26 protein-coding genes are annotated in these 24,676 nt (G+C 34.5%); 5 read left to right on the forward strand and 21 right to left on the reverse strand.

The window, feature by feature from the left end; translation table 11 throughout:
- Positions 1–88 precede the first annotated feature (88 nt).
- The 20 genes from E0W73_RS19075 to E0W73_RS19170 all read right to left on the reverse strand — a co-directional run bounded on the left by E0W73_RS19075 (position 89) and on the right by E0W73_RS19170 (position 17,978).
- Positions 89–604, reverse strand: coding sequence for a DUF4303 domain-containing protein (locus E0W73_RS19075; RefSeq protein ID WP_135223632.1), 516 nt, complete (start codon positions 602–604; stop codon positions 89–91).
- Between the two features lie 379 nt (positions 605–983).
- Positions 984–1,565, reverse strand: coding sequence for a hypothetical protein (locus E0W73_RS19080; RefSeq protein ID WP_135223633.1), 582 nt, complete (start codon positions 1,563–1,565; stop codon positions 984–986).
- Positions 1,566–1,775: 210 nt separating this feature from the next.
- The gene (locus tag E0W73_RS19085; RefSeq protein WP_135223634.1) at positions 1,776–2,732 is read right to left on the reverse strand and encodes a hypothetical protein; all 957 of its coding nucleotides are present in this window, start codon (positions 2,730–2,732) and stop codon (positions 1,776–1,778) included.
- Positions 2,733–2,750: 18 nt separating this feature from the next.
- Positions 2,751–3,695, reverse strand: coding sequence for a DUF6175 family protein (locus E0W73_RS19090; protein ID WP_135223635.1), 945 nt, complete (start codon positions 3,693–3,695; stop codon positions 2,751–2,753).
- Between the two features lie 19 nt (positions 3,696–3,714).
- Positions 3,715–4,227, reverse strand: coding sequence for a hypothetical protein (locus E0W73_RS19095; RefSeq protein WP_135223636.1), 513 nt, complete (start codon positions 4,225–4,227; stop codon positions 3,715–3,717).
- Positions 4,228–4,239: 12 nt separating this feature from the next.
- Positions 4,240–5,490: a hypothetical protein gene (locus tag E0W73_RS19100; RefSeq protein WP_135223637.1), complete on the reverse strand. Its 1,251-nt coding sequence runs from the start codon at positions 5,488–5,490 to the stop codon at positions 4,240–4,242.
- A 364-nt stretch (positions 5,491–5,854) separates the two neighbouring features.
- Positions 5,855–6,655: a hypothetical protein gene (locus tag E0W73_RS19105; RefSeq protein ID WP_162847732.1), complete on the reverse strand. Its 801-nt coding sequence runs from the start codon at positions 6,653–6,655 to the stop codon at positions 5,855–5,857.
- Positions 6,636–7,172: a hypothetical protein gene (locus E0W73_RS19110; protein ID WP_135223639.1), complete on the reverse strand. Its 537-nt coding sequence runs from the start codon at positions 7,170–7,172 to the stop codon at positions 6,636–6,638. Before E0W73_RS19110 ends, E0W73_RS19105 begins: the two co-directional genes overlap by 20 nt.
- 246 nt (positions 7,173–7,418) lie before the next feature.
- A complete protein-coding gene (locus tag E0W73_RS19115) occupies positions 7,419–7,859 on the reverse strand; it encodes a hypothetical protein (RefSeq protein WP_135223640.1) in 441 nt (146 codons plus the stop codon).
- A gap of 215 nt (positions 7,860–8,074) precedes the next feature.
- Positions 8,075–9,415, reverse strand: a complete 1,341-nt coding sequence (locus E0W73_RS19120) for an ankyrin repeat domain-containing protein (protein ID WP_244248517.1) — start codon at positions 9,413–9,415, stop codon at positions 8,075–8,077.
- 300 nt (positions 9,416–9,715) lie between these two features.
- The gene (locus E0W73_RS19125) at positions 9,716–10,894 is read right to left on the reverse strand and encodes an ankyrin repeat domain-containing protein (RefSeq protein ID WP_135223642.1); all 1,179 of its coding nucleotides are present in this window, start codon (positions 10,892–10,894) and stop codon (positions 9,716–9,718) included.
- Positions 10,895–11,108: 214 nt separating this feature from the next.
- Positions 11,109–11,900: a hypothetical protein gene (locus tag E0W73_RS19130; RefSeq protein ID WP_135223643.1), complete on the reverse strand. Its 792-nt coding sequence runs from the start codon at positions 11,898–11,900 to the stop codon at positions 11,109–11,111.
- 100 nt (positions 11,901–12,000) lie between these two features.
- Positions 12,001–12,732, reverse strand: a complete 732-nt coding sequence (locus E0W73_RS19135; RefSeq protein WP_135223644.1) for a WGR domain-containing protein — start codon at positions 12,730–12,732, stop codon at positions 12,001–12,003.
- A 143-nt stretch (positions 12,733–12,875) separates the two neighbouring features.
- Positions 12,876–14,057, reverse strand: coding sequence for an ankyrin repeat domain-containing protein (locus tag E0W73_RS19140; RefSeq protein ID WP_135223645.1), 1,182 nt, complete (start codon positions 14,055–14,057; stop codon positions 12,876–12,878).
- Between the two features lie 33 nt (positions 14,058–14,090).
- Entirely contained in the window at positions 14,091–14,513 is a 423-nt protein-coding gene (locus E0W73_RS19145; protein ID WP_135223646.1) for a ribosomal maturation YjgA family protein, read from the reverse strand.
- A 441-nt stretch (positions 14,514–14,954) separates the two neighbouring features.
- The gene (locus E0W73_RS19150; RefSeq protein WP_135223647.1) at positions 14,955–15,458 is read right to left on the reverse strand and encodes a DUF2004 domain-containing protein; all 504 of its coding nucleotides are present in this window, start codon (positions 15,456–15,458) and stop codon (positions 14,955–14,957) included.
- Between the two features lie 161 nt (positions 15,459–15,619).
- The gene (locus E0W73_RS19155; RefSeq protein WP_135223648.1) at positions 15,620–16,255 is read right to left on the reverse strand and encodes a hypothetical protein; all 636 of its coding nucleotides are present in this window, start codon (positions 16,253–16,255) and stop codon (positions 15,620–15,622) included.
- 146 nt (positions 16,256–16,401) lie between these two features.
- Positions 16,402–16,914: a CbrC family protein gene (locus tag E0W73_RS19160; RefSeq protein ID WP_135223649.1), complete on the reverse strand. Its 513-nt coding sequence runs from the start codon at positions 16,912–16,914 to the stop codon at positions 16,402–16,404.
- A 182-nt stretch (positions 16,915–17,096) separates the two neighbouring features.
- Positions 17,097–17,456, reverse strand: a complete 360-nt coding sequence (locus tag E0W73_RS19165; RefSeq protein ID WP_135223650.1) for a DUF3592 domain-containing protein — start codon at positions 17,454–17,456, stop codon at positions 17,097–17,099.
- A gap of 18 nt (positions 17,457–17,474) precedes the next feature.
- Positions 17,475–17,978, reverse strand: a complete 504-nt coding sequence (locus tag E0W73_RS19170; RefSeq protein WP_135223651.1) for a hypothetical protein — start codon at positions 17,976–17,978, stop codon at positions 17,475–17,477.
- Positions 17,979–18,227: 249 nt separating this feature from the next.
- On the opposite strand from E0W73_RS19170, the gene E0W73_RS19175 reads away from it, so the two are divergent.
- The 5 genes from E0W73_RS19175 (at position 18,228) to E0W73_RS19195 (ending at position 23,984) form a co-directional block, all read left to right on the forward strand.
- Entirely contained in the window at positions 18,228–19,586 is a 1,359-nt protein-coding gene (locus E0W73_RS19175) for a PSP1 domain-containing protein (RefSeq protein ID WP_135223652.1), read from the forward strand.
- Positions 19,570–20,049, forward strand: coding sequence for a gliding motility lipoprotein GldH (locus E0W73_RS19180; protein ID WP_135223653.1), 480 nt, complete (start codon positions 19,570–19,572; stop codon positions 20,047–20,049). The genes E0W73_RS19175 and E0W73_RS19180 overlap by 17 nt, the downstream gene beginning before the upstream one ends.
- A 9-nt stretch (positions 20,050–20,058) precedes the next feature.
- Complete coding sequence (locus tag E0W73_RS19185) at positions 20,059–22,365, forward strand: penicillin-binding protein 1A (protein ID WP_135223654.1); 2,307 nt, start codon at positions 20,059–20,061, stop codon at positions 22,363–22,365.
- Between the two features lie 166 nt (positions 22,366–22,531).
- Positions 22,532–23,233, forward strand: a complete 702-nt coding sequence (locus E0W73_RS19190) for a CoA transferase subunit A (protein WP_135223655.1) — start codon at positions 22,532–22,534, stop codon at positions 23,231–23,233.
- Positions 23,234–23,330: 97 nt separating this feature from the next.
- The gene (locus tag E0W73_RS19195) at positions 23,331–23,984 is read left to right on the forward strand and encodes a CoA transferase subunit B (protein WP_135223656.1); all 654 of its coding nucleotides are present in this window, start codon (positions 23,331–23,333) and stop codon (positions 23,982–23,984) included.
- A 123-nt stretch (positions 23,985–24,107) separates the two neighbouring features.
- Here the strand turns inward: E0W73_RS19195 and E0W73_RS19200 are convergent, their stop codons facing one another.
- Complete coding sequence (locus tag E0W73_RS19200; RefSeq protein WP_135223657.1) at positions 24,108–24,635, reverse strand: DUF6646 family protein; 528 nt, start codon at positions 24,633–24,635, stop codon at positions 24,108–24,110.
- Positions 24,636–24,676 lie beyond the last annotated feature (41 nt).

Here is a 24,676-nt window from a genome sequence, read left to right on the forward strand (position 1 = left end):
AACTGTTTAAGTTTGTGAACTCCGCCAAAATGCGCCTCAATAAATCATTGTCAATTTTAGCTACCGTTTTTTAATTCACTTCATAACACTACTTGTATTCTTTACGAACTTTATCCAACAATTCTTCTTCGTCGTCTGTGTCGGCATCAACTTGTGTTACTAATGTCCAAAAGTTGTTTGTTGTCTTAATTTTTTCAAAGGCTTTACTGCTTTCAAGTCGAACCATTACTCTGCGTAAACTGTTTAAAAAGCCACTTGAAAATTCGTCAATAAAATCATAATCATCGGTATTCTCTATCATTTCGTCGAATGCCATTTCAATTGTTTGATACTTGTCTTTCCAAAGTTCCCCAATATCAGCAATTTCAGTTTCTATTAGTTCGTTTGTCCAATCTGGTGGATAATAACCTTTTTTACGCAAGTCAACTTCGATGTCTGTGTCAAAGCTCAATGAAATGCTTCCACGCCACTGGCAATTAAATGCAAAAGATTGAAATATTTTATCTGCAAATTCCGACTTCGAAAGCAAGTCCAATGATTGGTTTGTCAAGTCAAAAACTGTGTTTTCAAAATTGTATTTTTTTTCAAATTCTGTCCAATTCATAAATTATAATTTTTGTTTGTTATTTTTCGTCATACGTATCAGGATTAAATTTTTTCACTTGCAGGCTTCCCCGCCAACGAGTTCGGGGTTTTCATTGTCTGTAAATTCTAGGTAAGTTTCTCTCATATTTTTTTCTGTATATAGTATTCAATTATGTGATTATCAGATAAAAATATTAAAATCGCAGAATGAAAACAGCTTCTAAAAGTCATCACTTTGTCAAAATAAGTTTTAGCAAGAGAAAGGTTAGAAACAGGGAAGTTGCTTTTTAAAGTTTTTAGCGAAATATTATTTAGATTTTTTGTAAATGTCTTTTTAGGATGTAAGTGTTAATTAGGTACACTTTTTTTATAACTAGACAGATGTGTATTCGACGAAGTTAATACCGAATTATAAAATAGGCAATTAAACAAGCAATTGTATAAGGTCCGAAAATAAGCAAATTAGAAAATACCAGTTCCTTTTTGGTAAGAATATAGGAACTGTCGGCGTTTTCATGCCTCCATTTACTGTATCTTGATGCAAAAAGAATTGTTGGTTTTGTATGAGAAGTTGCAAAATCTTTATAAAACAGGAAAAGCAACAGGCGAAAGCAAAGCATATAAAGAAGCGGATATCCCGTGATAATGAAATTATAGAAACTGCTTTCTGTCAAAAGAATAAGAATTCCGCTAAAAAGTATAATAATAATACTTAATAAAAAATAGGGTGTAAACAGATTCTGGTTTATAATATCTTGTGATACTGTGTAAAACAAACTCCATGAACCGACTCCTACAATAAAAGCAAAAAAACAAAAATCAAAAAGCGGATTGATGTAAAATAATAACAGTGCAACTAAATACACCGCTATTAAAACCATCAGATAAATGGCAAATTTAGATTTGATAGGGGCTTTGACACGGAGTTTATTTCCTAAATTTTCTTTACATGTAGTGTGTTCAAATTTCAATTTTGTCATTTTTTCCTTAGTAATCGTTTTCAGTTTCAAGTAGTGATAATTCAATGCTCAATAGAAATGTAAATTTTTCTTTGGCCTGAAACTCTATAATGTAAAATCATACTTAACCTTTCTAAACATGTTTTCGAATTAATTGCCAGTTAAAACAAATCCCACAAGTATTTACCTGTGGGATTGTATGTAGTTTTTTTGTAAATGAAATACGTTTTTTTACCACCAACCAGCGATAATGTAGCTAACAGATGTTGATTTTGCGTAAGCAAGAGCAATATCCCTTTCTGCTTTCAAAGCAGCTCTGTCTGCAGCAACTTCATCCTGATAAACTTTCATTCTAAAGTTCCATTCTTTATTATGGTCAGCCATAATTTTAGCCCCGATTTTATCGGTAAATGCTTTTGCTTCTTTATAGCAGCTTGCATTTGGGCTAATTTCTGTAAGATATTCTCCAGCCGCATAAGCTCCTGATTCATCCTGGCTTGTATTCCAAATATTTTTCGCCTGATTTAATTTTACTTTACAATCATTGTCTATATATTGTTTGTAAACAACCTTAGTTACTGGAAGGCTTTTGTCATAACAAGCCTTGCAGGCATCCGGAATTGTTGCTAATTTATACAACGCAGCTTCATATTGTCCCTGACTAGCTTGTGATTTGGCATCTTTAATAATAAAATCACATTTACGATTATAATAATCTACAATTTTTAATTTTGCCTTTGCAATAAAATCTTGATACTTAGGGTCATCTGTTTTTAAGTTTTTCAAAGCCGACATGTATGCTTTGGTTTCATTTTCTCCAACGCCTTTCAATGTTACAGAACAGCTCGAAAACTTAATACCTTCCATTCCGTCTCCAATATAGAGATTTACACCCAAAGTATACGCTTGCATTGGCGGAGCTGTTGGCGTAATGTCTTTTGTTAATACTACAATGTTGGCAGTAATAATAAATCTTGAATTTTCAGAACTTACGCCCAAACCACTAGATGTGATGATTTGAGATAATTTGTTTTCAAGGTTATTCCGTGCAATATCCGTCAAGCCTTCCACTTGGTCGGGAACGTATGCCGTAATATCAATCTGTGAACTGTCATCAGACGAGTTTTTACTTTGAGCTCTAGCTCCCATGATTAAAAGTAGGCAAAGTATCGAAATTATTTTTTTCATCTTTTTTAGGTATTAAGATTATTTTTCTCCAACCACGATAGAAGCTTGGCCTAAGCCTTTTGTCATTAATTTTGAGTCTATTTTAAAAGTGTCTTTCAAATATTTTTGAAGTCCTTTTGCCCAGCCTTTAGCGTCTATGGCTCTTCCGTTGGCATCGGTAAGCGGAATTCTAACCTGTTCAAAAAGCATCATGTTTTCAGTTGCATCAGTTGCGCTGAATCGACCTTTTACGGTATTGTTTTTTACCCAGTTGTCAATTTGATTTCCTAGTTCATCTCCTCCGTATTCAGTTTCAAAATCTCCTTTAAACGAATCAAATTTTTTCAATCTCAAGGTAATTTCTCTTCCATTGGCAAACATATCTTCAAAATGACTCATCAATTGTGTATTGAAGTTATCCATATGAGATAAAACCGCAGTTTCTAACATTACAGGCAAATTAGAGCCGATAAGTTCACTTCCGGTTCCAGATGCTCCTGCAATTTGTTTATCGGTATAAGCGTCTAAACCTTGTAAATTAAATGTCACAGAATGCTTTGGCCCCATTGTATTAACGTTCCATGTAAGTTGCATGATAATGTCGGCTTTTGCAGTTTTTTTCAATTTGTCGATAGGACTTTCAGCCACAGATGCACCGCTAGTTTTACTGGTTAACATGGCATCTTCTGCAGCTTCGCTTTCGAGCGATTTTAATGCAGATTCCAAGTTTTTTAATGGAAAGCCTCTTGCTGCCATCAATTCGTTTATTTTGCTGATGGCAATTAATAGATTAGAATTTTCCTGAAGGGCTGTTTTATAATCAGGAACTTTTACGATTGTTCCCTGATTATCGTATTCTATCATATAGCCTCTCTGATTGCACCAAGCATCACTTGGAACTACCATAATAGTAGGCTTTTTTGCTTGAGCATTACTAGTTATTGCGCTTAAAAAAAGTGTCATGATTAAAATTACTTTTTTCATTTTAAGTTCTTTTTATTTTTTAGAATCCACTCGAAAGTGATTTGATAACTCCTGAATTTTCTAATTCTTTTCTTAATTCGGCAACATTCACAGAAACAATTACTCCAATTTTATATTCTTTGCCAATTTTCATGCGGTCTTCTGCAGCAACTGCACCGTCATTTGATAAATAAACATATTTCATATATTTTCCTCCATCGCTAAAAAAGGTTTTAAAGTAATCTGCTTTTTCTTCTTCTAAATTGGAGTTACTAGTCAAAGGGTTTTGGCCTGGCACTCCAGCTTTTCCTGGAAAACCTTTAAAAATCACTCCATGAATAGCGTTCTTTTTAGATTGCTCTGCTGCTATTTCGGGTTTTTTAGAATAGGACCAGACTTTTATTAAATAGGTTCCTTGGGTTCCAGTTTGCACTGCTTCAATTTCATAGCGCCACGCCTCGGTATCTTTGTTTGCTTTTCTTTGCTGTGCTACAGTTATGAATGAGAATGCTGCTACAAATAAAAGCGTGATAGCATATTTTAGATTTTTCATTTTTTATGATGTTTAGTTCACTTGTCTAATTAACATTCCTGGATAGTATTTGCTGCCGCCTTCAAATGTAGTTGCGTCAATTGTTTGTTTGATTTCGTTGCCATCATCATCTAGAAGTGGCATTCCTCCTGTGTATCGATTATCCCAGATTTTGTTTTTTTCTACTTTAATAGTTCCTTTCTTTTTGTATTCGATAATTCCGGTTTTAGGATCCATATTGGCTTCTAGAACTTCAAATTTATCTCCTGCTTCAAGACCTTCTTTAAGACCAATTTTTGCCGTTATAGGATTACCGGTAAACAATGGCACTTTGGTTTTAAATACATCATATTTCTTCTGAAGTTTTGCATACACATTGTCTATATTTCTAGTTACAGCGAGATTGATGATTTCATTTTCTGTTCTTTTTCCGTTAACAGAAAAAGTGACCACACTTGTTGAGCTCTCAGAACCGATAAGCTCTAACTGAAACAAATCAGATTTATCGAATTTTGCTTTTCTCTCTGCTATATTTCCAGTTGTAGAGCTATCTATCCAATAATCTTGATAAAAAGTATTACTTGTGTCATCATCCCATTTTAATTTGTACAAGTATGAAGTAGTCCATACAGAGTAGCCTTCTTTCGCTCTCTCATAAGCTTTGTCTGCAACGTCTATTGCTTTGTTTCTAAGCATCGAAACGCTTATTTTATTTGCAGCTAGATAGGCCGCTTCTCTGGCCGCTCTTGCAACAGGCTCGTTCTCGATGAATTTCATTTTTGAAACTACAACAAATGTGTTCCCGATTAATTCCAATCCTGCCGATTGCAGTAATGCCTTTCCTTCTGAAGAAGCTTCGGCAGTTTTAATGTCAGTAAAAGAAGCATTGATCAATCCTCTTTCGCTTACTAAGCTAATATCAAAAGTTCCGTTAGCTTTTCTGTTAAACCATTTGGCAACCAGTTTGTTGGCTATTTTGTTGTCTGCAAAATACTTGTTTATAACTGGAATCATTTTTTCATCAGAAGTATCATCAGTTAAACCATATTTTTTAGGATCAAATGACTTTTCTCCTATAGTTTGATCATCGTACTTATCTGGAAACGGGGCATTGTAGTAGGCATTGATGACCTGATCTTTTCTCGGAAAATTTTCAGACTCTATTAAGATGGTGTGCAGAGAACTTCTGCGGTATTTTGCATCTTTTACGTCTTTGTTTGTTTGTGCAAAGCCGGTTGAACTTGCAATCAGAATGAAGGCAAATAGTACTTTTTTTAATTTCATAAAATTTAATTTTTGGATAAATCCAGTGAATAATTGATTTTTGTATTTTTTAGTGAAATATTGATAAGAAAATTTTGTAAAAATAAGAGGTGACTACTTTCAAGTTTGTACACTAAAAGTTATAAAATAGATAGAATAAGGTTTTTTAATGAAGAATTTGTACGCCTTCAGATTTGCTACAAGTGAACCTTCAAAATGTATTACAAAATCAGCCGAATCTGATAAACCTATTAAAATACAAAATGCAGAAAGAGCCCCGAAAGGCTCTTTTTTGTGTTAGAATTGTTTGTAATAAACAGAACAGTTGGCGTAGGAAAATTTACTTTTTAATGTTTTGAAAACTATTTAGCTATTTATTCATTGATTATTTGAATTTCTGATAATTTTTGTTCCAATATTCTTCAATGAAACTCCATTTGTCTGTATCATTTAAGACGGAATAAGGGAGGTTTTTTATCAATTTTAAATCATTTTCATCATTGTTAATTACCCTGGAAATTTGAATACTCTGTGGTTCTTCATCATCACAACCCTTTCCATAGATATAGCCTAATTCAACTGTCTCAAAATTTTTGAAAGTAAACAGCTTGCTTGTCCAATTCATATCAGCACAGCCTGCCCGACTATAGCTATACCAATAATTCGAGTTAGATTTTAGTCGAACATACTCACTGATACGTTCAAAACCGCTGGATTTTACAAAAGTATTCTTTAATGAATCATACAAATAAAGTTCATGCGGGCCTCTCTGGTCTCCGCGGGAAAACAGGATGTCGAAAAAACCATCATTATTAAAATCGATAAATTCTTGATTATTAAGTCCGTTTTTGTTGGTATAGGTTTTGAAAATTGCTAAAGAATCCCTTTTAACTAAGACTAAAAGCGTATCACTATTTTTAAAATCAGGGTCGATAGTTAAGACCTGAAAAGAATGTCCCTTACTGACAAAAATGGTATCAGAGTTGAAATAACTTTCTGTCGTTGTTGTATCAGTTGGTTTTTTTGTTGGAACAACAGTATTATTTCTTTTATTACAAGAATTTAATACAGCTAGTACTATAAGTATAAAGATGAATTTTGTTTTCATGTTTTGAATCTTTGATGTACTGCTAAAAAAATCTTTAAATATTATTTTTTCAGGATTTTTAAATTCCGATTTTAGCATTAATATTATGTTTTTCAACGTATGCTTTTGCCTCATTCATCAATTTGCTGAATTTAGCATCGATGTCTTTTTGGGTTGAAGCGTCAAAATCGGCAATTGCTTTCTGAATTTGTTCATCAGAGGCTTTTTCGTCTTTCATTTTTGCAATGGGCAGATAACCTTCTTTTTGTTTTGCGATTGCATAAGCAAACAAGTCTTTTGATGCCTGAAGAAATTGTTTATTGTCATCGTCTTCGGCTATATCTTTAATAGTTTGAAATCGAGCTTCCAGATTCTTGATGTCATACTTAAAAGCATCGTAATAAGAAGAAGGAGTCATCTTTTTTTGATTTTCATCATAAACTTGTGGTTCCGACTGTAGTTTTTCATTTATTTCTTTACCACCAAAACGGGATAATAGATTAGAATTTAATCCCGCTATTTCAAAAGTTTTTTCCGGCGAAAGGTTATTGCAAGAGCTAGAAACGATAGCGATTAATACTAAAAATAGAGTTGTGGTATTTAAGATTTTTTTCATTTTAAATTGTTTATTATTTGTTTTTTCGAATTCTTCCGAAGTCAAAAATCAGGAGCTGAATTTTGTTGATTTTGCAAATGCTTGTTCCAGTTTCACTTTCAGTTTCTAAAAATTTTTAACCGCAAATTGCACAAATTAATTTGCGAAAAATTACTTCGTCAGTTCGCTGTCGCTCGGGTGTGTAATTTGTGGTTGAAATTAAGCTTTGCAACCTTGCAGAATTTAAGTCATAGTGGTTTATTCAATCTATTCAAAATAGGTCAAACTATTTTTTGCATTGTCTATGATGTTTTGCGGATATTCTGTACTTAAGGCTATGCTTTTCATTAAGTCAAGATATTTTTGATGTTGAGAGTTGTTTTTATCGTTTATCAGGCGATGCAATAAATGCAAAGTGTATTCTGTTGGTTTGCGTTTGATAGATTGCAAAAGCAGTTCCTCATATCCTTTTTTATAATGAGTTTCCATAAAACTGCCTAATGGACCCGGTCCGCCATAATCTATATCCGGACTACGTTCAATAAGTTTAAAAATGGGTTCTATTGCGTTGAAATTATCTTCCATCGCTTCAAGTTCGTCACAGATTTCATAAGCAGGGTCTATAAATTCATATTTATCTCCCGTTTCGTTTGCTTTTTGAATGTATTGTTCCAGATTGGTAATGATTGTTTTAATTTGGGTTGTCATATTTTATTGCTTTTAACTCGTTGGGTGTAATTCATGTTTTTTTATTCAACACATAGAAACATAGATTTTATTAAAAAAAAGGAATTATAAAGAAACCAGTTTCTAACACATAGCCAACTATGTTTGTTTTAATAAAGTGAAACGCCTTTGTCTGTATCCTAAATCTATGTTTCTATGTGTTTGAATTAATTGTACCCAAGGGGTTGTTTTTATTTTTACCCTTTTAAGATTTTACTTTTCTCAGCATCAAATTCTTCGGAAGTCAGAATTCCGGCATCCAAAAGCTCTTTTAAGTCTAGTAAAGCTTTCTTTTTGGCTTCCATAGCATTTCCTGTATCTGCTTTTGGTTCTTCGGTTTTGGTTTGAATTGGTGTAACGACTGTTCCAGAAGGAGCATATTTCAGAATCAATTCTGTAATTTCATTAAAACCTTTTACATTCGAATAATCTATTGCTTTTTGTTCTTTTACGTTTACAATTGAGGCATCGGCTTTGTTGTCAAGAAGATATTTCACTACATCTTTTTTTCCGTTGGCCGCACTGTAATGTAAAGGTGTATTTCCAGATTCGTCCTGAATATTGATATTTGCTCCGGCTTCAATCAGCAGTTTTACCATGCTGAGGTTTCCTTTTTTGGTAGCAACATGAAGCAGACTTTCTCCGCCATAATTGTAACTGCTGTTTAATGTAAAGCTTGAATCGTTGGAAATGTTAGAAGCACTTACCACCCAATCCAGATAATCGTTCATAGACGAAGTATCGCCAGCGACTGGTTTGCTGTAATTGACATCAACGCCATTTTCTAAAAACAAAGCCACGATTTCCTTTTGATTATTCGCGCAAGCGTACCAAATTGGAGAATAGCCGTTGTTGTTTGAGGTAAATACATCCGCACCTCTTTCGACCAAAAGTTTTGCCAACATTCGGTTGGTTTCGTAACAGGCAATCAAAAGTGCGTTTTCTCCTGAATGATTGGCATGATTTACATCGGCGCCATTATCTAAAAGCAAGGTCACCATTGGCAGTGATTTGGTGTAACAAGCATAAAGCAAAGGCGTATTACCTTGTTTATCTGTCACATTAATATCGGCACCTTTGTCTAACAGCAATTGGATAATTTCTCGATTCAGTTTTGCAGAAGCCAATAAAAGTGGAGTTTCTCCGTTGTTGTTCAGTAAATTAACATCGATTCCAGCTTCAAGCAACTTTGTTGCAATTTCGATTTGGGCAGTCTGAACGACCAAATGTAAGAGACTGTTTCCGTATTTATCGTTCTTGGTGATTTCGGCTCCATTTTCTAAAAGATACAAAGCAGTCTGTTTTTGTTTTTGAAGACAAGCAAAGTACAAAGGCGTTTCTCCTTGGTGGTCCTCGTAATTTATATCCGCACCATCTTCGGTTAAGATTTTTACGATATCGAGATAACCTCTATGTGCCGCATAATGAAGCGCTGTTCTTCCAAGTTCATCGGTATATTTTACATCTACTTCTTTGTTTTGAAGCAGTAATTCAGCTATTTTTCGGTTGCCGTTCTCGCAGGCAATTATAAATGACATTGACATAGAATCTTAGTTTTTATATAATTATTTTTAAACACATAGAAACATAGTTCATTGAAGGTTAAAAAAGGCATTTCACTTGCATAAATTTACATAGTTTGACTATGTGTAAGAAACTAGCTTCTTTATTTTTCACCATTAAGAGATTAAGAAAATTAAGTCACATACTTAATGAAACTTAACGACAAAAAGAAAATTAAGCTTGGCTTTATGAACTTAATATCTTAATGGTAAAATAAAAAATTCAGCGTCTCCTATGTGTTTAAATTGTTTTTTTATTTAAAACAGTGTTTAAGTTTAAGCTTTCATTAAAAGCTCAACAGTTTTTATTTTCAAATTATCTCCAGAAGCAAGCATCAGAGCTGTTTCATCTTTATCATTAGTGATGTCTTTATCGGCGCCATTCTCCAAAAGCAGTTTTACTTTTCTGTAGATTTCTTTTGCAGCTTCAGCATCATAATTCACATTAAAAGCACAGACTTTGTGTAAAATAGTATTTCCCTGATTGTCTTGTTCGTTAACATCAATGCTTCCGCTGTCTAGTGCCGATTTTAGAATGCCCGATTTCTTTTCAGCAATATAATCAATACCCGATTTTGGATTTCCGTAATAGGTAGCGCAATGATTTAAGTCGGCACCATCTGATAATAATCGTTGTAAAGAATTCAAATCAGATTCAGAATCAGACATCATTCGGATAAATTCGGTCAGCAAAGTTCTTCCGTCTTTATTGATGCTGCTGAAATCTGCCGATGAAGATTCTGCCAGAAGTTCGTACATCGGAATCGAAAATTGTTCACCAACTGCATAATAAAATGAACTGTTTTCCTGATTGTCTTTTTCGTTTGCATCCGCTCCATTTTCTAGCAACATCGGAATGTATTCTTTTTTATGTCTTTTAACAGCATACATCAACGGCGTAGTGCCTACTACATTTTTCTCATTAATATCGACACCGTTTTCAAGCAGTATTTTGATGTATTCTTTGCCTTTTTCAGCATTCAAAGAATAATTATTCACGATTTTATGAATTAGATTTTCTTGTGAATTGCTTTTGTAATTGGCGTCGCAACCGAAATCTTCTATTAAGATTTTAATGACTTCTGGAACGGCTTCTTTTTCGATGCAATATCCCAATAAAGTCTGGTCGCTGATTTCGTCATTCACATTATCGACTTTTGATAGGATCTCTTTGAAGAAAGAAAGTGACTCGTCATCATTTTTTATATTTCTGGAAAGAGGATTGAATATTGATTTGTCAAAACTATCCAATTCGTAGATATCCGTTTCGATAAATCCGGCTTTAATCAATCTTTCAATGAAATCAATTTCTTTGGCTTCAATAATTTTAGCGGCGATTTGGGAAAAATTATTTTTAAGATACTGCTCATTGAACTTTTCCCCGTTGTTTAGGCATTCTCTGGCCTCGTCAAATTTTCCCTGAAAAAGGAAATTTTCAATCTGGTTTGTCTGCATTTGAAATATATTTAAAAATGATGATAAATTTTGATAGCGGTCTGCTTTGTAATTACTGACTTGGCAAACGATGCTGTAAGATAAAACATAAAAATCGTAAATATATTTCAGGATAAAAAGTAAAAAAGGCCATTTACAGCATAAAACTTACAGAATAGGGTTTTATAGAAAAAAATAGAGTTGTAACTGTTTTTTCTGGAAATGAAATTTCTTTTTATTCCCCATAAGTTTCGGCTTCAATTTTATTCAAATCCTCAATCATGATTTGGTAATTTTCATGATTTTGAACCTGATTTAGAAAGCGAAGAGAAGACAGTGTTTTTTCTTTTACATCTTCCATGATAAATCCATTTACTTTTAGGTTTGTAAAGCCAATTGCGACAATTGCATTGTGGTCATGAACCAAAAAATGTAGATTCTCATAATCTCTTTTTTCATCATAATCATAATTTTCGATATTAATTTCATCAATCAGTTGAATCAGATAAAAATTGTTTGAATCTTCACTTTTCAGAAATTTTTCAGCTTCTATCATGGCGTCAAAACCGGCATCATTCCCAAAAGGTGTATAAAAGTCACTAATGCTATAATAGAAATCAGCTTTAAAGTAATCATAGTAAGATGGATGCACCGTTTCTTGATTTAGACCAATTTCTGTGTTATAATAATGCTGTCTTACATATTTTGTAATATCTTCCCATTCATTTAAATCAGGCAGACGGCCTTCGAAATAGTGTTTAAAAATTTCCAAGCAATCATTTTTGGTCACTTCTTCAATGCCATATTGCGAAAAATCATTTTCGTATTCGAATCTTATTTCCAAAGTGTATTGATTTTTTCCAGAAAGCATTGTTTGTAAATAAATGGAATTGCTAATTGCTGGGTCATTGTTAAGTATAACAAAATCTTCTTTGTCTTTGCAGTTGTTTATTTCCTTTTCGACTACATCAAAATTTTTAATTGTTCTTTCAGTTTCGTTTGTGCTCGTTATAATTGAAAACTTCATGGCGTATCTAATTTATTAGTAAATGTCAGAAAATATATTAAAGAGGATAATGCAAACGGGTTTTTACAGCTGAAGATGGATAGAATTGAGGGTAATTGAATTACTTTTCTTGAAATTGCTCTAATTCACTAATCATTTTTGTGCCAATTTCTGATGGTTTTCCGCTAGTATTCCATTTGAGTATTTCGGCTATAATCTCCATTCGCTTCATGGCATTTACGGCTAATTCTTTTAATCTTGAATCAATCTTTCCTGTAATTTTGATTTGTGCAAAAGCAGTAGCATAAGTTACCATATCACATTGCGTGAGATTCATTTCATCTGTTTTTAATAACTCTTGTATATTTTCATGAGAGATATCCTCAGCGGGAAGATAAGTCATGTCCCAATATTCTTCAATCATCTTTTTCGGAAAAGTAGCAAAGTCAAAGGTTTTGCTTTTGCGTAAATCTTCTACAATTTGAGCCAAAGTATCCGAGCCCTCATCACTGCCAAAAGGTGTTTCCTCGTCAAAACAACTGTAATAAAATGCCTCAGTAAAATGGGTACGAAATTTTGGATGAGAGGTCAATGGATGCAATCCGATTTCTTCATCATCAAAATAGTAATGATTATTACAATCAAATTCTGGATAAAGTTTATAGCCTTTTTTCTTTTTAGAATCAATCAGTTTCGTAGCCTCTTTTTGACAATCTGCTGCACTTTCAAATTCCTTAATCTGATATTTTCCAGTCGTTCCCGTTTTGCCATAATTGACAGCAAATGCAGATTCATCATGTTCAATTCGCCAGAATTTATCACTTTTCCCGTCATTGTATCGATATGCCTCCATAAGATTTTTTGGTTTTTAAAGTTATTTGTTTTTCAATTTGTCATTTTGATGCATTAAAATAATTAAAGTTCGATTTTTTAGTAAGTCTCACTTTTGCGAAAATAGATTTCTGGCATTGTAATCACTATTGATTTTGATATTGATTACTTCTTAGCAAGCAACAACTCTACAGTTTTGCCCTTGGCATCGTCTAATATGGCGAGCATCATTGGAGTTTCGTCTTTATCATTCAAAGCCTCAGGATCGGCTCCTTGTTCTACCAATAGTTTTACTTTACGATATACTTCTTTTGCTGTTTCGCTATTTCCGCCAATATAGGATGCACAAACATGATGCAGAATGGTGTTGCCGTTATTATCTTTTTCGTAAATATCAATAAATCCCTGTTCCACAACAAATTTTAATACTTCAAGATTTTTGTCTGCCAATAAAGAAATAGCCGATATTTGATTGCCATGAGGACCTAAAACGGTCTGCGAAAAATAAGCTCCTGCTTCTATTAATTTTGGCAGTAATTCCATGTTATATTCTTCTCCCTGAAACTGTTTCATAAAAGCAATAAAGGACGTTTCGCCATAACGGTTAAGTGTTTCAAAATCTGGTGAAGCATGTTTTTTCATAATCTCAAATGCCACATTTCGATTGCCATAAGCCATCGTATAATAAAACGCAGAGCATTTATAATTATCCGTTTCGTTTGGGTCTGCACCATTATCCATTAATGTTTTGACGTATAAATCGGCACCTTTTTTTACAGCATATATTAATGGTGTTTCGCCTTCATTGTTTTTCTGGTTAATATCGATACCCGCATTTATCAGCATAATAAACCATACCAATTTGGTGTCTTCATGTATCATGTGCCAATAAATATCGATAATGTCGTGCAGATAGGTGTGACCGCTACTGCTTCTGTAATTAACATCACAGCCGGCTTCTGCAAGCATATAAAAAAATTCGGCTGGCAACCCTCTGTCAAGGTAGTAACTCAATAATGTTTTGTTGCTTACTTCCTCATTGATATTTTGAGTGTTTGAAACGATATGCCAAAAAAGTCCTAGATTTTTTTCGGTAGGGGGTGTGTCGTAATTGAAAACGGAATAAATAGTGCTAAAAAAACTATCGTATTCATAAAGATCCAATACATATTTAGTTCTTTCAAAAATGCCAAATGCGAAATCTCCCGCATCTTCTGCCATTAGGGACTGAATGGGATTCAGCATGGCTTCAGGCTCAAACCATTCGTCAGGAAAACCGTAGCCTGCATTTATGTAATCGTATATGGCCTGTGCATCTTTAAAGTTTTGTGTGCCAATTGTAAACATGTTTTTTAGTGTTTTTTATTTGCATTTCACTTTCTAATATTGGGTTCGATCACTGCTTTTGCGACAAAAACACTCGCATTGTTTTTTTCTTATTATCCATTCTGCTAAAAAAACCGTCAGTACGCCCAAGACATAAGACCATATATCTTTCCATGCGAAAGAGGTGCCGATAACAATCCTTGCCAGTTTGTTGTCTATGCCCATGCGGTCAACAAAATCAAAGTATTGCATGGTTTCTATCAGAAATGAAAATAAAAGAACGGCTATACTTGTCTGAAAAACTGGCGTGTTTAGGAATGATCTGACAAAACAGTAAATTAATATCACAACCAAATAATCTCCTCCGTAAGGGCGAATAATAGTATCGTGTACATATATGCCGATACAAACTTCGGTTAGGAATATTAATACGGTAAGAATAAAATAAGTCAGGCTAAATTTTAAAAATTTACGCATGTTGTTTGTGAATGGATGATTCGATTTTGTCTAAAATATGTTTCTTAAATGTTGGGCCTCAATCTTTATGTCAAAAGCGAGATATGCTTTAAGGTTACAGATTGTAAATCCGCACTATTGGGATTGATTTTTTTCTATTTTAACTCGTTGGGTGAAATTATTTTTAACACATAGAAACATAGTTTAACTAAACTTAAAAAAGGCGTTTCACTAGTCTAAATGCACATAGTTTAGCTATGTTTGGAAACTTGTTTGTTCCATTTTCTTTTTTCGGCACAAAAAACTATGCTTCTATGTGTTAAAATGCTTTTATTTTTTTTAATTACACCCAACGGGTTATTTTATTTTTTAGATATTCTTTATTAAACATTTAGAAGAAAATTTAAAAGTCAAAGGATTGACTTCTCCGAATTTCATTCCGTGCAGAAGTGTTGGAGAAGTTTAACTTTCCCAAGCTAAATGATCCAAATTGCCGTTTTCATCTGTTTTTACTGCAATTATTTGGTCAGTCAAATCTTTACTAACGGTATAATCAAACACTGCATAGTAAGATGAATTATACTTTTTATCAGGATACAATCCTACTCTTACCAAATGGATCATAGCCATAAATTGTTTTTCTTTGTCTCCCTCTAAGTCTATGTTGAGTTCTTCCAGAAATTCATCTCCATAATCCTCAACATGTTCTGTTACAAATTGTTTTACGGTGTCTCCATTTTCGTCATCGTAATCATGTTTTATAAACATTATGTTTTGTTTATCATAATCTTCGATGTTTTCAAGAAAATTTTTAATGACATCCATGCCACTTCTGTCAATAGCTGTTTTTCCAAAATTGAGATCAATTCCAATTTCTCTTCCATTTAATTGGATTGAAATACGATAATCTTCTTCTAAATTATCTGGATTTATCAATCCAAAATAGGGTAATAAATAATCCGTCATTTATTTTGTGTTTTTAGTATTTATTTCTTGGCTTTTTTTTGCGTTGGATGTTTTTTGACAAAGCCATCTGAATACAGAGTGTTTAGCATTTTATGTTGTACAAAGTCAAAAAGGCATTGCATAGCAATTATGAGTACTTTGTGCAAAGGTTGCATTTGAGATTAATTAAAATTATATGGATAGCCAATTTCGTTCAGGTCGTTTTCCAGTTGTTCCCAATCTTCAAGTTCTTCAACAATTGATAATACCATTTCTTTTGTCAAAGTTTGTCCATTATAAATTTTTGTCACTGTGTTTAACGGAATACCACTTTCAATATAACTTTCTTCAAAATATTCTGTTGCCCAGTCTATATAGGTTTGCGGATTACCATCAAAAATATTCAACATTTCTTCTGAATTATCGTCATAGTTTTCTATTTGCCCTACTTGCCAGTTTTGTTGTTCGGTTGTCCACAAGCAAAAAGTTGTTCCAATTGTTTTTACAGGTTCGCTAAAAATAAATTCATCAAAAATTGAGGGTAAATTCTTAGTTAATTTTTGTTTTTCTTGTTGCACAAATTCGTGTGCAAATCCGTTTATTACACATCCGTCCAGTCTGAACAAAATGAGCATTTGGTCGCCCGAACCATTTCGCATTTCACAAAATTCTTCATTATCTGTCCATTTGTTGTTGTAAGAATAATAGCGATATTCCCATTCTTGTGAAATAATTGCATCCAAAACCGAAATGGCTTTACAAATTGTTTGTAATGTTTCTTTGTTTGGTAACGCTGTGTAATCTTTTGTTGAAATCATATGTTTGTTTAAGACTGGCATTATTTATTAACGATTGAACCTTGTTCTTCAAAGTCTTCTATAAAACTAAAATAGTACTTAACAGTTTGATTTTATGTGAAGTCAAAAAGACATTTGCAGAGCAATTATAGACACTTGGTAGCGGTTTAATCAGCGTCGATATGAATTCTGTGTTTTCCGCAATGCAGGCATTGAAATAAATATCCTCCAAGTGTTTCTTCTTCAATTCCTTCTATTAATTCTTCGACATCTCCATAACCGCTATTTTCAAGATCTTCTTCTAAATCGGCCATATGTTCTTTAATGTGTTTTGGTTTTGCAAAACCTATAAATGCACAAAGATCATCGCAATATGACAGCCAAACTTCTTGTTGCCAGCCGAAATAACCAGGCGAGCGTTTCGTTACTTCCTCAACAGCATCTAAATTTTTACAATCTTCTATGCTAGCTGCATCCTGAAATTCGCCGTCAAATTTTTTTGAGGCTGAACCATTACTAATGCACCAAGGACAAATTTTTTCAATATCTTCAATACTGTAAAACGGTCCGTCATACGAATATTCACTTTTGTTGCCACAATATTCACAAACAATATTTTTCTTTTTGATTATTTTCAGTTTGTAAGCATTCGGGTTGTATTTAAATTCTGGTAACTCCATATTTTTTTCGGTGTTAATAGTTAATGTTGTAGGTTTTATTTGTATAAGATTATTCTTAGCCTTGCTTTATGTTGTAAAATGGACAAAATAGGTTTCTTTGGCTCAGATCAAGTTTGAAATAAGTTGTTAGAAAAAAAGCCGTCCCTAATATTTTAGAGACAGCTTTAATTTGATTGAAAATGTTACATTACATCATTGTAGCTTTTTTCATCCACACATTCTGTTGGGTCTGATGGGTTGTAATACACTTTCATTTTTTCACCTATATCTTTTCCTGTAGTGGTGTTATCCAAGATTTTTACGGTTTGCAGTTTGTTTTCTTTGTCTTTGAACTGAACCACCCAAGTGGCGATTTTTTTGATAGCACTGCCGCGATACTCTATTGTTAAAATTGTACCTTCTGCCTCTACATACGTTTCATATTTTTTACGAGTTTCATTATGACTGAACGAATCTGGACCGTAGTTGTAGAGCCAAAAGGCAAAAATACCTGCTGCCACTACAAGAATAATAAAAATGACTTTTGCTGCCTTGCTTTGCATAATTTAGTAAGTTATGGGTTATTTGTGAATAGTTACATTATCTAAGTAATATGTATTGTTGATATAAATTAGTGTACCGCTAAATTTGAATTTTCCTGTTGGCAGTTCCTGATAATCATCTGTAATATATTTTAATGTTGCATTAGTGAATTTTTCGGTTGCCAGGGCAACATTTCTTTCTTCTTCTCCAGAAAGACGTATTTTGTCTCCTCCAAAAAACAAATTCACCTCTATAAGTTTTTCGCCTTTGCAATCAGGCTCAGTCCGAATTTCCATTTTGTTTTTTTCGCCTACTCTTACATTGCCAAACATGCCACAAATTGCAGGATAGCCTTCTATTTCGACCAATTTCCCGTTCAAAGATTGGTCTTTTTCTAGAGATTTAACTTGTTCAATGGTAAGCAACTGACCTTGTTTGGATGGTTCTCCTTTTTTTGTACATGCGGTAAAAATGAAAGTTATAGCTAAGAAAATTGCAATTGGCGCAATTTTAGTTTTGTGTCCATTTAGCATTTTTTTCATGTTTGAAATTTTCTGATTCATGTAATAGTTTTTGCAATATTAAAAGTTGTAAAACTATAGAAGGAAACAAGAGCAAAGTGGATAATTCGGACATTTAAACAATAAAATAAGACAAAAAATATACTGTTTTCGAATCAACACCCACTTATTAGATTTAATCCATAAAAAGCAAAATAAAAAAAATACTATCTTTACCGATCAAACGTTTATGAACTTAAGCTGCATTCTGGCAGCACTACATATATAATTATGGCATGTACAAGTTGTTCAACCTCAGATGGTGGCGCACCAAAAGGTTGTAAAAATAATGGGACTTGCGGCACCGATAGCTGCAATAAATTGACGGTTTTTGACTGGCTTTCGAACATGAGTCCGTCTAATGGAGAGGCGATTTTTGATTGTGTTGAGGTTCGTTTTAAAAACGGACGCAAGGAATTCTTTAGAAATTCAGAGAAATTAACTTTAAGTATCGGCGATATTGTTGCAACTGTTGCTTCGCCGGGTCATGATATCGGAATTGTAACGCTTACAGGCGAATTGGTAAAAATTCAGATGAAAAAAAAGGGTGTGAATTACGAAAGTAACGACATTCCGAAAATCTACAGAAAAGCTTCTCAGAAAGATATTGATATTTGGTCTGTAGCGCGCGATCGTGAAGAACCAATGAAGGTTCGTGCTCGTGAGCTTGCCATTCATCATAAACTCGAAATGAAGATTTCGGATATCGAGTTTCAAGGAGACGGATCAAAAGCAACGTTTTATTATACTGCAAATGACCGAGTTGACTTTAGAATGCTGATTAAAGATTTCGCAAAGGAATTCAGCACTAGAGTAGAAATGAAGCAAGTGGGTTTCCGTCAGGAAGCGGCTCGTTTAGGAGGAGTAGGTTCTTGCGGACGTGAATTGTGCTGTTCGACTTGGTTGACCGATTTTAGAAGTGTGAATACTTCTGCTGCACGTTATCAGCAGTTATCGTTGAATCCGCAGAAATTAGCGGGTCAGTGCGGAAAATTAAAATGCTGTCTGAACTACGAGTTAGACACTTACATGGATGCTTTAAAAGATTTTCCGGATTATGACACAAAACTCATTACCGAAAAAGGAGATGCTGTCTGCCAAAAACAAGATATTTTTAAAGGATTGATGTGGTATGCTTATACTAACAATTTCGCCAACTGGCATGTTCTTAAAATTGATCAGGTTAAAGAAATTATTGCTGAAAATAAGCAGAAAAACAAAGTTTCTTCTTTGGAGGATTTTGCGCTTGAAGTTACTTCAGAGCCTGAAAAAGACTTTAACAATGCGATGGGACAAGAAAGCTTAACACGCTTCGACCAGCCGAAAAGAAAGAAAAAACCAAACCGCAAGCGTAAACAAAATGCAGAAAGTGCTGTGGCAAGCGCTCCAGCAAAATCTGAACAAACTCAGAATCAAGGCGGAAATAATGGTGGAAACAATAATTCTGGCAAGCAAGGCGAAAGAAATTCGAATAAAAATAAAAACAATCGTAACAAAAATCATTCGAACAAATCAAACAAATCGAATGATACTAAATCAAACGAGCAGAGAAAACCTATAACGAATACAAAAAATGAGAATAAAAAATAGCGGTATTCTTCTTGTGGCAGCCATTCTTCTTTTTTCCTGCGATAAAAAAAGAGTGTTTGATGAATACAAATCTGTCGGAAGTGCTTGGCACAAAGACAGCATTGTAACGTTTGACCTGCCGGTTTTAGATTCAACCAAAAGATACAATTTGTTTGTAAATCTGAGAGATAACAACAATTACCCATTCAATAACATATTTTTAATTGTTGCGCTCGAAATGCCAAACGGCTTTACTAGAGTCGATACTTTAGAATACGATATGGCGGCGCCAGACGGAACTTTGCTCGGAAACGGTTTCAGCGATATAAAAGAAAGCAAGTTGTTTTACAAAGAAAACGTAAAGTTTAGGGGCAAGTACAAAGTAAACATTAAACAAGCATTGAGAGAGTCCGGGAAAGTTCCGGGAGTTCAGGAACTAGAAGGAATTACAGACGTTGGTTTTAGAATAGAACAAAAAGATTAGAGAATAATTATGGCTACTAAAAAAAACAATCAATCAAACACCGTAAAAGATATTAAATACTACCAGAAGAAATTTTGGAGAGTCTTTGCCTATTCACTAATAGGAGTCTTGGCATTTTTTCTCTTTGCTTCATGGGGATTATTCGGCTCAATGCCTTCTTTTGAAGATTTAGAAAATCCGGATTCGAATCTGGCTACAGAAATTATTTCTTCGGATGGAGTGGTGTTGGGAAAATACTTCAAAACCAACAGATCACAGCTTAAATACTCAGATTTGCCAAAAAGCCTAGTAGAAGCTTTGGTTGCAACTGAGGATGCGCGTTTTTACGAACACTCTGGAATTGACGGAAGAGGAACTTTAAGAGCTGTATTTTCTCTAGGAACCAATGGTGGAGCGAGTACATTGACACAACAGCTTGCTAAACAATTGTTTCACGGAGAAGGTTCTAAATTTCTTCCTTTCAGGATTGTACAAAAAATAAAAGAATGGATTATCGCTATTCGTTTAGAAAGACAATATACCAAAAATGAGATTCTGGCGATGTACTGCAATGTTTACGACTTCGGAAATTATTCTGTGGGAGTGAGTTCTGCGGCGCAAACCTATTTTTCGAAAGAGCCGAAAAACCTGACATTAGACGAATCTGCTATTTTGGTCGGAATGTTCAAGAATTCAGGATTATACAACCCTGTTAGAAATCCACAAGGTGTTAAAAACCGAAGAAATGTGGTTTTGTCGCAGATGGCAAAAGCTAAAATGATTTCTGAGTCAGAGAAGGTAAGGCTTCAGGCGCTTCCAATCTCTTTAAAATTCAAATTAGAAAGCCACCGTGAAGGAATGGCAACCTATTTTAGAGAATATCTTCGTGATTATATGAAGAAATGGACAGCTGAAAATAAAAAGCCAGACGGATCCGATTATGACATCTATAAAGATGGTTTGAAAATTTACACTACCATCGATTCGAGAATGCAACGATACGCAGAAGAGGCCGTTTCTGCACACATGAAAAACCTGCAGCAGCAATTTTTTATTGATATGAAAAACAATAAAAATGCTCCTTTTGTCAACATCACAAAAGCCGAAACAGATCGTATCATGATGCAGGCGATGAAAAACTCTGTTCGTTGGGCGACTTTGAAAGATATGGGCAAAAGCGAAGACGAAATCATAAAATCGTTTGGCGTAAAAGCAAAAATGACCGTGTTTACTTGGAAAGGAGAGCGCGATACTATCATGACGCCTACCGATTCTATTCGTTATTACAAGCATTTTCTTCAAACTGGTTTAATGTCAATGGAACCTCAGACCGGAGCAATTAAAGCTTGGGTTGGAGGTATCAATTATAAATACTTTCAGTACGATCACGTAGGGCAGGGCGCAAGACAAGTAGGTTCTACTTTTAAGCCTTTTGTATATGCGACAGCTATCGAGCAGTTAAACATGTCTCCTTGTGATTCTATTCTAGATGGCCCTTTCATGATTCATAAAGGACGCCATCACGTTACTGCAGACTGGGAGCCAAGGAACTCTGATTACAGATACCGTGGAATGGTTACTTTAAAACAGGCTTTAGCGGCTTCGATCAATACAGTATCGGCTAAATTAATTGACAGAACAAGTCCGGAAGCGGTTGTGGAATTGACTAAGAAATTAGGCGTAAAGACAGAAATTCCAGTTCAGCCTTCAATTGCGTTGGGAGCTGTAGACATTACGGTTGAAGACATGGTTGCGGCTTACAGTACTTTTGCAAACCAAGGAGTTTATGTAAAACCACAGTTTTTAAGCAGAATCGAAAACAAAAGCGGTGAGGTTATTTACGAGCCAATTCCAGAATCTCACGACGTTTTAAATAAAGATATTGCCTTTGCGGTAATCAAATTACTTCAAGGGGTAACAGAAAGCGGTTCTGGTGTTCGTTTGCGTACGCAAGGCGGCGGAAGCGGAGACAACCGATGGACAGGCTATCCGTATATGTTTACAAATCCAATTGCTGGTAAAACAGGAACAACACAGAACCAGTCTGATGGTTGGTTTATGGGAATGGTTCCGAATTTGGTAACTGGAGTTTGGGTTGGGTGCGAAGACCGTTCGGCTCGTTTTAAAAGCTTGACTTACGGACAAGGAGCTACAGCAGCCTTACCTGTCTGGGGTTATTATATGAAAAAGTGCTATGCCGATAAAGATCTTCAGGTTTCTAAAGCTGAATTTGAGCGTCCAGCTAATCTTTCTATTAAAGTAGATTGTTACCAAAGACCTGCTGTGGTAAAAGATACTACGCAAACGGAACAAAATACGGATGAATTTGAATTGTAACATTGTTGCAATAGTGCATATCTAATTATATTTTAATCCCTTTACTTCTCTTTTTAGAGATTGGTAAAGGGATTTTTTATTTAGGTTTTATTTTTACGAAATCGTTATAATTCAATCTAAAAATCTTATTTTTATCAAAAATATTCAGCAATAAAGATAGTTTGTTATGATAACAAAAAAAGTAAATAGTGTTCAGGAAGCTATTAACGGAATTGAAAGCGGCATGACCATTATGTTCGGCGGTTTCGGATTATGCGGTATTCCTGAAAATACAATAGCAGCTTTGGTAAATACTTCTATTTCTGATCTGACTTGTATTTCTAATAATGCAGGAGTCGACGATTTTGGATTAGGATTGTTGTTGCAAAAGAAGCAGATCAAGAAAATGATTTCTTCGTACGTGGGAGAAAATGCCGAATTCGAGCGTCAGATGCTTTCTGGGGAATTAGAAGTTGAACTGACTCCACAAGGAACTTTGGCAGAACGTTGCCGGGCAGCTCAAGCCGGAATTCCAGCTTTTTTTACTCCGGCAGGTTACGGAACTGAAGTTGCCGAAGGAAAAGAAGTGCGGGAATTTAACGGAAAAATGCACATTATGGAAGAAGCTTTTAAAGCTGATTTTGCCATAGTGAAGGCATGGAAAGGTGATGAAGCTGGAAATCTGATTTTTAAGGGAACGGCCAGAAACTTTAATGCACCAATGGCTGGAGCCGCAAAAATCACAATCGCCGAAGTCGAAGAATTGGTTCCTGTCGGTACATTAGACCCAAATCAGATTCATATTCCAGGAATTATGGTTCAAAGAATCTTTCAAGGAGAAAAATTTGAGAAGAGAATCGAACAGCGAACAGTGAGGGTTAAAAATTAGATAATGAGAAAATTCGTCAATTAGACAATTGTTTTTGTATTATCTAATTATCATATTGACGAATTGGCACATTAAAATAATTAACACATTAAGAAGTATGTTAACAAAAGAAGATATAGCAAAACGAATTGCAAAAGAAGTAAAAGACAGATATTTTGTAAATCTGGGTATCGGAATTCCGACTTTGGTTGCCAATTATGTCAGAGAAGATATTGCGGTCGAATTCCAAAGTGAAAATGGGGTTTTGGGTATGGGGCCTTTTCCGTTTGAAGGAGAAGAAGATGCTGACATTATCAACGCAGGAAAACAAACCATTACAACACTTCCGGGAGCAAGCTTCTTTGATTCTGCATTTAGTTTCGGAATGATTCGAAGCCAGAAAGTTGATTTAACGATTCTTGGTGCAATGGAAGTTTCTGAAAACGGAGATATCGCCAACTGGAAAATTCCTGGCAAAATGGTAAAAGGAATGGGAGGTGCAATGGATTTAGTAGCTTCCGCTGAAAATATAATCGTTGCCATGATGCACGTCAACAAAGCAGGTGAATCTAAAATCTTAAAAAAATGCACTTTGCCATTAACGGGCGTAGGATGCGTTAAAAAGGTCGTAACAGAACTTGCGGTTCTCGAAGTAACCGAAAAAGGTTTTAAGCTCTTAGAACGAGCGCCAGGTGTCTCAGTTGAGCGCATTATCGCATCAACTGAAGCTGATTTGATTATTGAAGGAGAAATTCCTGAGATGACTATTTAGGAGAAATTGCCACAAAGTCACAAAGACTCCAAGTAATTTTTTCGAGAGAATAAAAAGAAACCGCCCAATAAGGCGGTTTATCTTTTAAAAAACTTTGTGACTTAGTGCCTTTGCGGCAAAAAACTATAAGTTGAAAGAAGCTCCTAAACTAAAAGTAGCTTGATTATTCAAATGATAAAAAGGGTCATTGTTCGAACCGTATTTTGCAATTGGGAATCCGATTTCTGTGAAAACACCAAATCCGTCAGTAAAGAAATAACGTCCACCAACATGACCTCCAAAATTATGTAAACCTAAGCTTAGACCAGGATAAACATCCAATTGTTCAACACCGATTACGCTCGACAAGTTAGCATTGATTCTTGCTTTTGCATCAAAACGTTCTGCGAAATCTGGTTTTTCATCAACGTAAGCTGCAGTATTTCCACGGTAAAAACCAGTAAAATTGTCAACTCCTAATAAATAGTTGGCAACAAAACCAAAAGAGAAATTTTCTCCTAAACCAAAATCTACAGACCCTTGAATTCCAGAACCACCATCTTGAAGATTAGCACCAACATTAACTTTTACGTCTCCTTTACCGCTAAAAGCTTTTTGAGCATTTATAAATCCGAATGATACTAAAAACAAAAGTGTAAAAACCTTTTTCATAAATTTTAAATATTAATTATTTTGCGTGGCAAATGTAAATT

This window comes from Flavobacterium foetidum, assembly GCF_004634245.1.
In the GTDB taxonomy this organism is placed as follows: domain Bacteria; phylum Bacteroidota; class Bacteroidia; order Flavobacteriales; family Flavobacteriaceae; genus Flavobacterium; species Flavobacterium foetidum.